Origin of the sequence: Dactylosporangium sucinum (genome assembly GCF_014647515.1) — a bacterium.
GTDB classification, from domain to species: Bacteria; Actinomycetota; Actinomycetes; order Mycobacteriales; family Micromonosporaceae; genus Dactylosporangium; species Dactylosporangium sucinum.
The window spans coordinates 39,136-52,312 of the sequence record NZ_BMPI01000055.1 but is presented as its reverse complement, the minus strand read 5'-3'; the positions used below and the strand labels follow the sequence as shown (position 1 = coordinate 52,312).

The following is a 13,177-nucleotide window of genomic DNA, read 5'->3' as shown; positions in this document are numbered from 1 at the left end:
TCTGGGGGCTCCTTCGGGGGTGTGATTCAGGAACGCTGCGGGCTGGGGGCGGGGGCGGGGGATCCCACGACGAGCAGTGCTTCCTGCTGGATGACCGCGACCACCCGGTCGCCTTCCTTCCATCGGGGCAGGGCCTGTCCGGTGGGCGTCGCCATCCGGACCTTCAGCGCGTGTGGGCCCACGGCCAGCAGGTACTCCACCTGGTCACCCAGGTAGGCGACGGCGGTGACCTCGGCCGGGATGGCGTGGGCCGGTCCGTCGGCCGGCGCCAGCAGGGTGATCGTGTTGGCGCGTACGGTCAGGGTGACGCGGTCCCCTGCACGGTGTGCGGCGGACCCGCCGCGCGCGACGAGCACGCTCGGGAACCCGTCGGCCTGGACGACGGCGGCGGCGCCGCTCGTGTCGACGACGGTCGCGGTCAGGAAGTTCTCGAACCCGATGAAGTCGGCGACGAACCGGTCCGCCGGGTGGGTGTAGATCTCCTCGGGCGTGCCGACCTGATGAATCTTGCCTTCGTGCATGACGACGATGCGGTCGCTGAGCGTCAGCGCCTCGATCTGGTCGTGCGTCACGTAGATCGATGTCGTGCCGACCCGCTTGTGCAGGGCGTGCAGCTCCGTACGCATCGTCGTGCGCAGCTTCGCGTCCAGATTGGACAGTGGTTCGTCGAACAGCAGCAGCGAAGGCTGGGCCACGAGCGCACGGGCGAGCGCGACCCGCTGCTGCTGCCCTCCGGAGAGCGCGCTGACCGACCGGCCGGCAAGGTGGTCGAGGCCGACCATGGCGAGCGCCGCTCGGACCAGTCCGGGAATCTCCGCCTTGGAACGGCGGCGCATCCGCAGCGGATAGGCCACGTTGTTGTGGACGGTCATGTGGGGCCACAGGGCGTAGCTCTGGAACACCATGCCGGCGTCGCGCTTCTCGGGCGGCACGAACTGGCCCCCGGCGGACGAGACGATCACCCGGCCGCCGATGCGGATCTCTCCCCCGTCCGGCCGTTCAAGGCCGGCCACGCAGCGCAGTGTGGTGGTCTTGCCGCAGCCGCTCGGCCCCAGCAGTGTCAGGAACTCGCCCTCGGCGACGTCCAGGTCCAACTCGTCGACAACGGTGACGTCGCCGTATCGCTTGGTCAGACCGCGAATGGTGACAGCGGCCATGGCTACTCATCTCCCAACAGGAGGTCGGTGCGGCTCTTGGAGTTGGCTCGGGCGGCGGCCACGAATCCCGGCGCGGGACGGCGCGCCGCGGCGGGGAGGGACTCCGCGACGATCGGCGGGGGCGGCGCGAGCCGGCGGCGGCGCAGCAGCCGCCGCAGGCCCGAGCCGACCGCCAGCAGCAGCGCGCCGAGCGCGGCGGCGCCGAGGACGAGGCAGAACAGTGCCGCTGCCTGTACCGTCTCGCCCCGCGTGTTGAGCTGGTAGACCATCACCGCGACGGTCTCGTTGGTGGGCAGCGACAGCAGGACCGGCACCTCGAGGTTGCCGGCGATCTGGATCGCCGTGATCACCCAGGCCGCGACGCAGGCCGGCAGGATGAGCCGGGTCACGATGCCGACCGCGGTGCGCAGCGCGGACGCGCCCGACACCCGGGCCGACTCCTCCAGTTCCCGGCCGACCTGGGCCAGTGCCGCGTCGGTGGTGCGGCTGGCCAGCGGGGTCGAGGCGATGACCAGGCCGAGGAGCACGATCCAGACCGTGCCGAACAGCGGTTTCAGGAACGGCACCGTGAGGAAGGCCCACACCAGCGCGAGGCCCAGGATGATGCCGTGCGCCGCCCACGGCAGCCAGGTCGCCAGCTCCAGCGTGCGGCGCAGGCCCACCGAGGCGTGCCGGCCCACGATGCCGAGCAGCAGCGAGATCGCCACCGCCAGCAGGCCGCCGAAGAACGCGAGCTGCGCGGTGTTCCACAGGGCGGGTGCCACCGTCGGGTCCGCGAGCAGCGCGCGGTAGTTGTCCAGCGAGTACCCCCGCTGTACACCGAACAGCGGCTGGAGCGATCCGAGGACGATCTGCACGGTGGGCAGCGCCACAGCCAGGACGGCGTACGCCAGGACGAAACTGTTGCACAGCCACCGCCACCTCCCGATGTCCCACGGCTCGGGGCGGGCCCCCTTGCCGGACAGCGTGGTGAACTGCCGCCGGTCGAGCAGCCGCCACTTGATGGCCACGAGGACGACGACGGCGAGGATGAAGACCATCGCCAGTGCGCTCGCCGCCGCGTAGTCGGGTGGGGTGTCGTTGGTAACGAACGCGTAGATCTGCGTGGCAAGGACCTGGAACCCGCTCGGCTTGCCGATGATGAGCGGCACGTCGAACGCGATCAGGCCGATGATGAAGTTGATGATGAACGCGCCGAGCACGGCCGGAGCCATCATCGGCACGTTGATCCGCACGAAGGTGGCCAGCCGGCTGCCGCCGGCGACCAGGGACGCCTCCTCCAGCCGGCGGTCCATCGCCAGGAACGGCCCGATGAGGATGAAGTAGCCGAGTCCGCAGATCTTCAGGCAGAGCACGAACCAGGTGCCCCACCGGCCGCCGACCGACAGCAGCGTGTCCGGCAGGCCGATCGCGCCGAGGAGTTGGTTGATCAGCCCGAACTTCGGCGTCCCGAGCAGGTTCCAGCTCAGGGAGAAGAACAGCGGCGGCATGGCGAGCACGACCACCATCAGCGGCGTCACCATCCGGCGCAGGCCGGCGTTGGTGCGCGACACGATCCACGCGAACACCACCGCGAGCGACGTCGCGCCGATGCCGGTGGCCATGGCCAGCCACAGCGAATTGCCGAGTGTCGAATAGGTGCGCGCGTCGGAGAACGCTTCGAGGAACCCGTCCATGCTCCACTCGCCGGGCAGCCCGGGAGCGGCGGTGCGGAACGCGCCGTACACGATCATGATGATCGGCAGCACGTAGAGCAGGCCTACGAACGCAAGCAGGGAGGCTGTGCCGGCGGTGCCGCGCAGCCGGAGCAGGGATGGCATCGTCGGGTCACCTCGGGATCGGTGTCACGGCCGTGACTTGGCGTGCAGGGCTTCGAGGGCGTACCTGTAGCCCTTCCAGCCGGCGCCCGCGATGTAGACGGCGGCCATGTCGGCGAAGATGTCGAGCTTGGGCACCGGCTCGTACGCGTGGAGCTGCGAGATGTGCACGACGGCGACGGGCAGCTCGGTGTCGCACAACGCCTTGCGCAGCGACCAGCCGTAGAGGCACAGGGCGCCCGGGTTCACGATCACCCCGCCGTCGAGGTCGTCCTGCCGCTCCTGCAGCCAGTCGACCAGGAACCCCTCGTGGTTGGACTGGAAGTGCTCGACGGTGACGCCGAGCTCCTGCGCGACCGCGTCGACGTCGGCCTCGATGTCGGCGAGCGTGTGGTGGCCGTACCGTCGAGGGTCGCGCCGGCCGAGGCGGTTGAGGTTCGGCCCCTGCATGACGAGGTACTTCATCGGATCTCCCGAGCCAGCTCGTGCGGGTAGAGATTCAGGTGCGCCGGCAACTGCGGCAGCGCCGGCACGGCGTCGTCGCTGTGTGCGCGGTAGAGCCAGTCGACGTGCCCGTAGTCGGTGGCGGTCCGCGCGCCGAGGACGTGGTTGCGCAACGTGCCGGGCACACCGCCCAGGTGGCAGATCTCCCCGAAGTAGCGGGTGACCTGCTGGACCGCGGCCGCACGCGGATAGCGCACCGCCTCGAACTTCTGCAGCGCGCCGGGCAGGTCGTCCGGTGACGCGGCCACGGCCTCCCCGAGCGCGACCGCGTCCTCCAGGGCCTGGCATGCTCCCTGGGCGAGGTACTGCTGCATCGGGTGCGCCGCGTCGCCGAGCAGCACCACACGGCCCTGTGCCCAGCCCGCGGCCGGTCGCCGGTCGTGCAGCAGCCACCGCTTCGCCGTGTCCAGCGAGCGCATGCCGTCCCGGACGTACTCGCAGACGCCGGCGAACCGCTCGGCCAGCTCCTCCGGCGTGCCCCAGTCGTCGGCGCCGGGGTCACCCCGGTCGCTGGCGAACGACGCCACCTGGTTGAGCACCTGGCCGCCCCGGACCGGGTACTGGATGTAGTGGATCTTGTCGCCGACCCACAGCATGACGGCGTCCTCGGCGTGCGCCGGCCGGGGAATCGTGCCGCGGTAGACGACGTAGCGCGACACCAGCGGCGCCTCCTCGCCGAGCAGGAAGCGACGCACCGTCGAGCGCAGCCCGTCGGCGCCGACGACGGCCGCGGCCCGGTGCGTCGAGCCGTCCGCGCAACGGACGGTCGCGGCGGCGGCGGTCTGCGTCAGGTCGACCACCTCCTTGGCCGGTTCCAGCGTGACCAGGCCGGTGGCCTTGCACTCCTCGATCAGCGCGGTGAGCAGGTCACCGCGGTGCATGACCGCGTACGGGGCGCCGTAGCGGCTGACGAACCCGGGACCGAAGTCGAGCGAGGTGATCTCCTCGCCGGTCGTCACGTCGAGCATGACCGCGCGGCGGGGCAGCACGGCGCTGCGCTCCAGGCGGCCGATGACGCCGAGGCTGGTCAAGGCGCGCCACGCGTTGGGGCCGACCTGCAGCCCCGCGCCGACCTCGGCGATGACCGGCGCCCGCTCCAACACCCGCACGGCGATGCCCTTGCGGGCGCAGGCCAGCGCGGTCGCGACGCCGCCGATACCGCCACCGACGATCAGGATCCGATCGTGCATTCCTCAAACTCCTTCGATGAAAGCCGGCATCAGGCGCGCTGCTCGCGGTACAAGGCGAACGGCTCCAACATCGGCCGGTCGCTCATGGAGAACAGGACGACCTCTTCCCCCGGATCGGCGGCGTGCTCGTACCAGGTCCAGGACGGGACGGCGAAGAAGTCGTTGGTCTCCCAGTCGAACCGCTTGCCACCGATGACGCTGTGACCGGAGCCGCGAACGACGCAGAAGACGGTGCTCGAGGTGTGCCGCAGCCCTCGGGTCGCCGTTCCGGCCACGAGGAGCTGCAGGTAGCACGCCATCGTCGGGAGTACGTGGCCGCCGGTGACCGGATTGACGTACTCCAGCCGGACGGCCTCGTGCGGGTCCGCGCCCGCCTCGGCGAGCCGCCGTAGCGCCTCGTACGCGGTGGACCACTTGTAGTTCATCAGCGGCGAGTACGGCTTGGCCCACGGGTCGTTGGCCGGGGCGAGACCCGCGCCGTACCGCCGGACCGAGTCGCCCTCGGACGTGAGCAACGCCTGCAGCTCCCGACCAGGGTAGTCCTCGTAGAATCCGGCGCGCATGGCCTTGACGAACGGCACGTCCAGCCCGTCGAGCCAGATCATCGGCTCGTCGCCCACGTGCCGGTGGTCGTGCCACGTCAGGCTCGGGGTGAGGACCAGGTCGCCGGGCTCCATCAGGACCGGCTCGCCGTCCACGACCGTGTGGCCGCTGCCGGAGAGCATGAACCGGATGGCGCCCGGCGTGTGCCGATGGGTCGGCGCCTCCTCGCCGGGCAGCACGAGCTGGTAGCCGGCGACGAGGTTGTGGGTGGTGCCGAACTTCCGGCTGGGGTTGTACGCGTTCAGCGCCCGCCGCTCGGCCTCCTCCCCCAGGTCCATGACCTCGGCGGCCTCGAACAGCAGCGGGGCGAGCTCTCGCCAGCGCCACAGGTGGGGCACCTCGTCGACGACCGGCTCGGGATCGGTCGTGCCGGGGATCCGCCACAGCGGCGCCACGGCAACCTCGGCCAGCCGTTGGTAGAACCGCTGGTCACGTGCGGTGGACTCCACCGGTCGCCACCCGCCTCTCGAATTAGTCCGTGTACGGAACTTCCGTGCACGGAAGGCAACCATCGTTTCCGGAGTGTGTCAAGAGCCGACGTCCCGTAACACCGGCAACCGCCGGTGGCCGACCTCAGCCGGCGAGCACGCGGCCGATCCCCTGGGCGGCCACCCGCAGGCCGGCGACGAGGCGCTGCCGGTCGCGACGGAGTTCCGGCACCACGATGCCCAGGGCCGCCACCACCTCGGCGCCCCGCAGCACCGGCACGGCCACCGAACTGGCGCCGAGGGTCATCTCGTCGGCTGTCGTGGCGTACCCGTCGCGCCGGACCCGCTCCAGCTGCGCCGAGAGCACCTCGGGACGCACAACGGTGTACGGCGTGATCCGGCGCAGCGACGCCAGCACCTCGGACCTGACCTGCTCAGGTGCGTGGGCGAGCAGGACCTTGCCGACGCCGGTGCTGTGCAGCGGCAGCCGCCCGCCGGCCCGGCTGACGATCGGCACCGACTCGCTGCCCCGCAGCCGTTCCAGGTACAGCACCTCGGTCCCCTCCCGCACGGCGAGGTGCACGGTGGCCCGGGTGGCGGCGAAGATGTCGTGCAGGAACGGCGAGGCGAGCTCCCGCAGCCCGGTCTGCACCGGAGCGAGCAGCCCGAGGCTCCAGATCCGCCGCCCCACCACGTACCGGCCCGACTCGTGCCGGGCGAGCACACCCAGCCCGACCAGTTCGGCCGCGAGCCGATGCGTCGTGGCCAGGGGCAGACCGGCCCGCCGCGACAGCTCGGACAGCGTGAGGCCACGGTGACGTTCGTCGAACGCGCCGAGCACGGCGAACACACGCGACACCACCGACGCGCCAGGCGTCGACACCCGTCCGGCCATTTCGCTGTCCTTCCACTGAGTGGAAGGGAAGCGTAGACCGCTCACGCCGGGGTTCCGTACGGTTCGGCACCGTGACTCCGACCTCCCGAGATGCCGGGCTGGCGTCGCAGCGGCAGATCTCCACCGAGATCGCGGCGCTGCACGCCCGCGGGAACCCCGCGCGCCAGCCGCTGCTCGCCTTCCCGCCCTACCGCGGCTCCACGCTGCGCCACCCGACCAAGGACCTCCGGCACGCCGACCCGGAAGCCGCCGAACTGCTGGCCCCCGTGTTCGGTCCCAGCGACGTCGACCCGCTCGAAGCCGACCTGACCATCCAGCACGGCGGCGAGCCGATCGGCGAGCGGATCGTGGTGCAGGGGCGGGTGCTCGACGGCGACGGCCGGCCGGTGCGCCACCAGCTGGTGGAGATCTGGCAGGCCAACGCCGGCGGCCGCTACATCCACAAACGCGACCAGCACCCGTCCGCCGTCGACCCGCACTTCACCGGGGCGGGCCGGTGCCTCACCGACGACAACGGCGGCTACCGCTTCGTCACGATCAAGCCCGGGCCGTACCCGTGGCGCAACCACCGCAACGCCTGGCGGCCCGCGCACATCCACTTCTCCCTGTTCGGCACGGACTTCACCCAGCGGCTGGTCACGCAGATGTACTTCCCGGGCGACCCGCTGTTCGCCCTGGATCCGATCTACCAGTCGATCACCGACCCCCGCGCCCGGGAGCGGCTCGTGGCCACGTACGACCACGACCTGTCGGAGCACGAATGGCTGCTCGGCTACCGCTGGGACGTCGTGCTCGGCGGAGCCCACCGCACGCCGCTCGACGAGGAGGCGCGATGAGCCCGCTGCCGCCCACGCCCGGCCAGACGGTCGGCCCCTTCTACGGCTTCGCACTGCCGTACCCGCGCGGTCACGAACTCGTCCCCCCGGCAGACCCGGCCGCGATCCGCCTGTACGGCACCGTGTCCGACGGCGACGGCATGCCGGTCCCCGACGCGCTGCTGGAGATCCGGCAGGCCGGCCCGGACGGCGTCGTGCCGGCCGTGGACGGGGCGCTGCGCCGCGACGGCACCCGCTTCACCGGATGGGGCCGCGCCGCCGTCGACTCGGCCGGCCGCTACTCGTTCACCACCGTCGTTCCCGGCCCGGCGTATCCCGGCCGGGCCGCGTTCTTCGCCGTCGCGGTCTTCGCCCGCGGGCTGCTCGACCGGCTGTTCACCCGGGCCTACGTCCCCGGTCCGGGCCTCGAGGACGACCCGCTGCTGAGCGCGCTCGACCCGACGGAACGGGCGACCCTCATCGCCGAACGTGACGCCACCGGGGACCTCCGGTTCGACATCCGCCTCCAGGGCCCCGACGAGACCACGTTCCTCGCGTTTCCTCAGCACGGAGCGTACCGGTGACCCTCCTCCAACCGGGCAGCCACCGCGCCGCCGAACTGGTCGACGACGACGCCGTGGTCCAGGCGATGCTGACCGTGGAGACGGCGTGGGGGCAGGCCCTCGGCCGCGCCGGCGTCGCATCGGCCGAGCAGGTGCGCGCCATTGCCGCCGCGGCGCGCTGCACCCCTTCGCCGCCCGGCCTGGTCGCCGCGGCGGAGGCGGCCGGCAACCCGGTGGTGCCGCTGGTCCGCGAGCTGCGCGCCAGGGTTGCCGACCCCACGGCCGCCGCGCTCGTGCACCGCGGGCTCACCAGCCAGGACGTCCTCGACACGGCGCTGATGCTGCTCGCCGCCCGGGTTCTGGAGCGGCTGGGTGACGACCTGCGGACCACCGCCGACGCGCTGGCGGCCCACGCCCACCGGCACCGGCACACCCCGATGGCCGGCCGGACCCTCACCCAGCACGCGGTACCGATCACGTTCGGGCTGAAGGCAGCTCAGTGGCTGACCGGCGTGCTCGACGCACTGGGCATCATCATCGCGACCCGTGCCGGCCTTCCCGCGCAGTGCGGCGGGGCCGCCGGCACGCTCTCGCTGCTTGCCGCCACCGTCCCGGACCCGCTCACCACGGCCCGCGGCTTCGCCGCATCCCTCGACCTCGCGGACCCGGGCCTGCCCTGGCACACGCGGCGCACACCCGTCACGCGTCTCGGCGACGCGCTGGTGACCGTCACCGACGCGCTCGGCGTGATCGCCGCCGACGTCGCGCTGCTCTCCCGGCCCGAGTTCGGCGAGCTGCAGGAGGGCCCGGTCGCCGGACGGGGCGGGTCCTCCACCATGCCGCACAAGCGGAACCCGGTGCTCAGCGTCCTCATCCGCAGCGCCGCGGCCCGGGCACCGCTGCTGGCGGCCCAGCTCCACCTCGCCGCCGCACAGGCGGTCGACGAGCGGCCCGACGGCGCCTGGCACACCGAGTGGCCGTCGCTGCGGTCACTGCTCCTCCTCGTCGCGACCGCGGCGAACCAGGCCGCGGAGCTCACCCGCGATCTCCGGGTGCACGCGGACGTCATGCGCCGCCGCGCCCAGAACGCCGCCGCCGACCTGCTGGCCGAGCGCGACGGCCCAGGAGCCGGCGACGTGACCGGGTATCTGGGCGTTGCCGCCGCCCTGGTCGACCGGGCCCTGGCCCGGCACGCCGCGGTGGCGGTACCGGCATGATCACCACGACCCGGTTCGGTGGATCCGGCGCGGACCTGCTGGTGCTCGGACCGTCGCTCGGCACCTCCGTCGAGGCCCTCTGGGGCCGCGCGGCGGCGCTGCTGGCCGCCGACGTCGAGGTGATCGGCTGGGACCTGCCGGGGCACGGCCGGTCGCCGGCGGCCGGCACGCCGTTCACCGTCGCCGACCTCGCCGACGCGATCACCGGCCTCGCGCGGGGCTGGGCAGGCGCAGGGCGGCGGATCTGGTACGCCGGCGTCTCCCTGGGCGGCTCGGTGGGCTTCCAACTCGCCACCCGCCCGACGCCGTTCGCCGGCGTCGCCGCCATCGCCTCGGCGCCCCGCATCGGCACGAGCGACGCCTGGCACGAGCGGGCCGCCCTCGTCCGGCGGGCCGGAACGGCGGCGCTCGTGGCCGGCGCCGCCGAACGCTGGTTCGCCCCCGGGTTCACCGGCCGCGAACCAGGCGTCGCGACGGCGCTGCTGCGGGCGCTGACCGACACCGACCCCGAGTCCTACGCCCTGGCCTGCGAGGCCCTCGCCGCGTTCGACCTGCGGGGCCGCGAGCCGGCCGTTCCGCTGGCCGTCCTGCCCGGCGAGCTCGACGTCGTGGTCCCGCCTTCCGCCGTCGCGGACCTGCACCCGACCGTCCTGGCCGGCTGCGGCCACCTGCCACCGGCCGAACGTCCCGCGGCCACGACCGACGCGCTCCGGCGCGCCATGCACCTTCCGCGAAGGCTGGGGAACGAGGGCGGCACACGATGATCAGCTTTTCCGCCACACCGGCCGAGGCGGTGGCCGGGATCCCCGACTCCTCGACCGTCATGCTCGGCGGGTTCGGCCACGCGGGCCAGCCGGTCGAGCTCATCGAGGCGTTGATCGACGGCGGCGCGTCCGACCTCACTGTGATCAACAACAACGCCGGCAACGGCGACCGCGGACTCGCCGCGCTCATCGCCAGGGGCCGGGTCCGGCGGATCATCTGCTCCTTCCCGCGGCAGGCCGACTCCTGGCACTTCGACCGGCGGTACCGTGCCGGCGAGATCGAACTGGAGCTGGTGCCGCAGGGCAACCTCGCGGAACGCATCCGCGCCGCCGGCGCCGGCATCGGTGCGTTCTTCACCCCCACCGGCTTCGGCACGCCCCTCGCCGAGGGCAAGGAGACGAGAGTGATCGGCGGCCGCGGCTACGTCCTGGAGCATCCGCTGCCCGCCGACTACGCCCTCATCAGCGCGCAGACGTCCGACACCACCGGCAACCTGACGTACCGCAAGACGGCCCGGAACTTCGGCCCGATCATGGCGGCGGCCGCCCGCGTCACCGTCGTCCAGGTCCGCTCGATCGTTCCCGTCGGCGGCATCGATCCCGAGCACGTCGTCACGCCATCCGTATACGTCGACCGGGTCGTCCTCGTCGCGCCACAGCCAGTACACAGGAAACCGGTGCAATCGTGATCCTCGACCACCGTCTCGACGGCGACGCCCTCGCCGCCGCGGTCGCGGCCGACATCCCGCGCGGCGCCTTCGTCAACCTCGGCATCGGCCTGCCGACCAAGGTGTCCAACCACTTCGCACCGGACGCCGGGGTGGTCCTGCACACCGAGAACGGCCTGCTCGGCATGGGTCCCGAGGCGCACGGCGAGGACGTCGACCCGGAGCTCATCAACGCCGGCAAGATCCCCGTTACGGAACGGCCCGGCGCCGCCTACTTCCACCACGCCGACTCGTTCGCCATGATGCGCGGCGGCCACCTCGACTGTTGCGTGCTCGGCGCATACCAGGTGTCGGCGACCGGCGACCTCGCCAACTGGCACACCGGCCGCCCCGACGACATCCCCGCCGTCGGCGGCGCGATGGACCTCGCCATCGGCGCCCGGGAGACCTTCGTGATGATGACCCTCTTCGCGAAGGACGGCTCCAGCAAGCTCGTGCCCGCCTGTTCCTACCCGCTGACCGGCGTGCGGTGCGTCTCGCGCGTGTACACCGACCACGCCGTGTTCCTACTGGACCGCTCGGGCGGCGTACGCGTCCGCGACCTGTTCGGCATCAGCTTCGAAGAGCTCCGGCAACGGGTACCGGTGCCCCTCGACGACAGAACGTCATGACGCCCGCTCGACACGAACGACCGGCGTGGGACGTCCTCCAGACCCGGCGCCGCGGGTGTGTAACAGCTGGTCTTCTTCTCCGCGACGGCCGCGATGATCGAGGTGCTGCCCGGGCCGGACCTCAGGCGGCGGCGAGGGGCAGCGTGATCCGCAGCAGCGTGCCCTGGTGGGCGGGGCTGTCGACGGTCATCGTTCCACCCAGCGCTTCGACCCGGTCGGTGAGGCCGACAAGGCCGGAGCCGTGCCCTGCATCGGCGCCACCGACGCCGTCGTCGCGAACCGACACGGACAGACAACCGTCTTCGACGAGCGCGCTGATCCGGATGAGCGAGGCGCGCGCATGCTTGGCCGCGTTGGCCAGCGCCTCGGTGACGACGTAGTACGCCGCGACCTCGACGGGTTCGGGGAGGCGGTCCTGCAGCTGCAGGTCGAGCTCCACCGGCACAGCGGAACGGCGGGCCAGCCCCTTGAGTGCCAGCCGCAGGCCACCCTCCGTCAGGATCGCCGGGTGGACGCCGCGGGAGATCTCCCGCACGTCGTCCAGCGTGCCGGTCAGCCCGGACACGACGGCGGACAGCTGTCCCCGCAGCTCGGCCATCTCCGGCGGCACGTTGGCTTCGGCGCGACGTACCTCCAGCCCGAGCGAAACGAGTCGCTGCTGGACGCCGTCGTGCAGGTCGCGCTCGATCCGCCGGCGCGCCTGATCGGTGGCGAGCACAACCCGGGCCCGCGACGCGATCAGCTCGGCGTGGGTCTGAGCGTTCGCGATGGCAGTTCCGATCAGGTCGGTGCACTCGGCGAGGCGGGCTTCAGCGTCGGGGGGAGGCGGTTCGCCGGTCGTCGAGGCGGCCGTCGTGGCTCCCCAGAGGCGGCCACCGACGTGAATCGGGGCGCCGACTGCCGCCTGGATCCCGTGCCTGCGCGCGTATGCCGCGAGTGGGCCGGACGCGTCATCGAAGTTGTCCACCCGGGCGGGTCGACCGGTGCGCAGCACGAGCGCCGTAACGGTGGGCCCGCCCTCCAGCGATACGTGCGTGCCGACCGGGAGCGCCAAGTCGGGTCTGCCGAAAGCTGCCACGACAGTCGTGGTGCCGTTGGCCTCGTACCGGAAGATGCGGGCGGTGTCGGTACCGATGAGCCGCGCCAGTTCCTCGGCGACCGCCGCCATGACGTCGCTCGGCGGGACACCTCGAGCGACAAGCGTGGCGACGCGACGCAATGCGGTCTGTGTCTCAACGAACTGGGTCAGCTCGCGGTGGCTGTGTTCGAGCGAGGCAGCCATGATGTTGAACGATCGTTCGAGCCGGCCGACCTCAGCTTTGCCGGTCTCGGGCATGCGTGCGCTGAGATCGCCGCCGGCGAGCCGGTCGGCCATGACCGCCCCCCTGCGGATCATGATCCTGCTCCGGTACCAGCCGATCAGGGTGATGACACATACCGAGACGGCCAGGCCGAGGCTGAGCGCGACGATCTCGCGGTCGGTGATCACCCGGTTGTGCTCATCACGCGCCGAGTCGAGTTGCCGCTCGCTCGCCCTGAGGCTCGCCGCGGGGACGGCGGCCCGCTCCGCCTGGCACCTCCCGGCGGAGCTCGCATCGCCGGGGAGTGTGCATCCGTGCTGCGCGTTCTGCGTGTCGAGGGAGGGTCGCTGGACCGACACGTCCCGGGGGTGGACGAACGTGCGAGCGGTCGCCCGCTGCTCGCCGACCGCGAACAGGACGACGCCGAACACGGCGGCGACGATGAGCAGCACGACGACACCTGCGCGGACCGTCCGACGGTTCAGCCCACCCAGCGCGCTGGCCATGTCGCTCCTCGGTACCTCGTCGCTCCTCGGTACCTAGGTGGTGCGGAACCTTCGCTCGCCGGTGAAGGACAACGCATA

13 protein-coding genes are annotated in these 13,177 nt (G+C 72.2%); 6 read left to right on the top strand and 7 right to left on the bottom strand.

Translation table 11 applies throughout. The features are described from left to right. Window positions 1–26: 26 nt before the first annotated feature. The 6 genes from IEZ31_RS40375 to IEZ31_RS40350 all read right to left on the bottom strand — a co-directional run bounded on the left by IEZ31_RS40375 (window position 27) and on the right by IEZ31_RS40350 (window position 6,594). Window positions 27–1,157: an ABC transporter ATP-binding protein gene (locus IEZ31_RS40375; RefSeq protein WP_190255395.1), complete on the bottom strand. Its 1,131-nt coding sequence runs from the start codon at window positions 1,155–1,157 to the stop codon at window positions 27–29. A 2-nt stretch (window positions 1,158–1,159) separates the two neighbouring features. After that, complete coding sequence (locus IEZ31_RS40370; RefSeq protein WP_190255394.1) at window positions 1,160–2,977, bottom strand: ABC transporter permease; 1,818 nt, start codon at window positions 2,975–2,977, stop codon at window positions 1,160–1,162. A gap of 24 nt (window positions 2,978–3,001) precedes the next feature. After that, on the bottom strand, window positions 3,002–3,439 hold the full coding sequence (locus tag IEZ31_RS40365) for a type II 3-dehydroquinate dehydratase (protein ID WP_190255393.1): 438 nt from the start codon (window positions 3,437–3,439) through the stop codon (window positions 3,002–3,004). Further along, complete coding sequence (locus tag IEZ31_RS40360; RefSeq protein WP_190255392.1) at window positions 3,436–4,668, bottom strand: FAD-dependent monooxygenase; 1,233 nt, start codon at window positions 4,666–4,668, stop codon at window positions 3,436–3,438. Before IEZ31_RS40360 ends, IEZ31_RS40365 begins: the two co-directional genes overlap by 4 nt. A 29-nt stretch (window positions 4,669–4,697) precedes the next feature. After that, the gene (locus tag IEZ31_RS40355) at window positions 4,698–5,720 is read right to left on the bottom strand and encodes a cupin domain-containing protein (protein WP_190255391.1); all 1,023 of its coding nucleotides are present in this window, start codon (window positions 5,718–5,720) and stop codon (window positions 4,698–4,700) included. 124 nt (window positions 5,721–5,844) lie between these two features. Continuing rightward, the gene (locus IEZ31_RS40350) at window positions 5,845–6,594 is read right to left on the bottom strand and encodes an IclR family transcriptional regulator (protein ID WP_190255390.1); all 750 of its coding nucleotides are present in this window, start codon (window positions 6,592–6,594) and stop codon (window positions 5,845–5,847) included. Between the two features lie 71 nt (window positions 6,595–6,665). Between IEZ31_RS40350 and pcaH the strand changes: the two genes are divergently transcribed. The 6 genes from pcaH to IEZ31_RS40320 are packed head-to-tail and all read left to right on the top strand — an operon-like array spanning window position 6,666 to window position 11,292. Beyond that, window positions 6,666–7,430 (top strand): protocatechuate 3,4-dioxygenase subunit beta, encoded by a 765-nt coding sequence (pcaH, locus tag IEZ31_RS40345; protein ID WP_190255389.1) that lies wholly within the window; start codon window positions 6,666–6,668, stop codon window positions 7,428–7,430. Next, window positions 7,427–7,993, top strand: coding sequence for a protocatechuate 3,4-dioxygenase subunit alpha (gene pcaG, locus IEZ31_RS40340; protein ID WP_190255388.1), 567 nt, complete (start codon window positions 7,427–7,429; stop codon window positions 7,991–7,993). Before pcaH ends, pcaG begins: the two co-directional genes overlap by 4 nt. Further along, window positions 7,990–9,189: a lyase family protein gene (locus tag IEZ31_RS40335; RefSeq protein ID WP_229836400.1), complete on the top strand. Its 1,200-nt coding sequence runs from the start codon at window positions 7,990–7,992 to the stop codon at window positions 9,187–9,189. The genes pcaG and IEZ31_RS40335 overlap by 4 nt, the downstream gene beginning before the upstream one ends. Then, a complete protein-coding gene (locus IEZ31_RS40330; RefSeq protein ID WP_190255387.1) occupies window positions 9,186–9,953 on the top strand; it encodes an alpha/beta fold hydrolase in 768 nt (255 codons plus the stop codon). Before IEZ31_RS40335 ends, IEZ31_RS40330 begins: the two co-directional genes overlap by 4 nt. Further along, window positions 9,950–10,642, top strand: a complete 693-nt coding sequence (locus IEZ31_RS40325; protein ID WP_190255386.1) for a 3-oxoacid CoA-transferase subunit A — start codon at window positions 9,950–9,952, stop codon at window positions 10,640–10,642. Before IEZ31_RS40330 ends, IEZ31_RS40325 begins: the two co-directional genes overlap by 4 nt. Continuing rightward, window positions 10,639–11,292, top strand: coding sequence for a 3-oxoacid CoA-transferase subunit B (locus IEZ31_RS40320; RefSeq protein ID WP_229836397.1), 654 nt, complete (start codon window positions 10,639–10,641; stop codon window positions 11,290–11,292). Before IEZ31_RS40325 ends, IEZ31_RS40320 begins: the two co-directional genes overlap by 4 nt. Before the next feature lie 121 nt (window positions 11,293–11,413). Here the strand turns inward: IEZ31_RS40320 and IEZ31_RS40315 are convergent, their stop codons facing one another. After that, window positions 11,414–13,099, bottom strand: a complete 1,686-nt coding sequence (locus IEZ31_RS40315; protein WP_190255385.1) for a GAF domain-containing protein — start codon at window positions 13,097–13,099, stop codon at window positions 11,414–11,416. Between the last annotated feature and the right edge of the window lie 78 nt (window positions 13,100–13,177).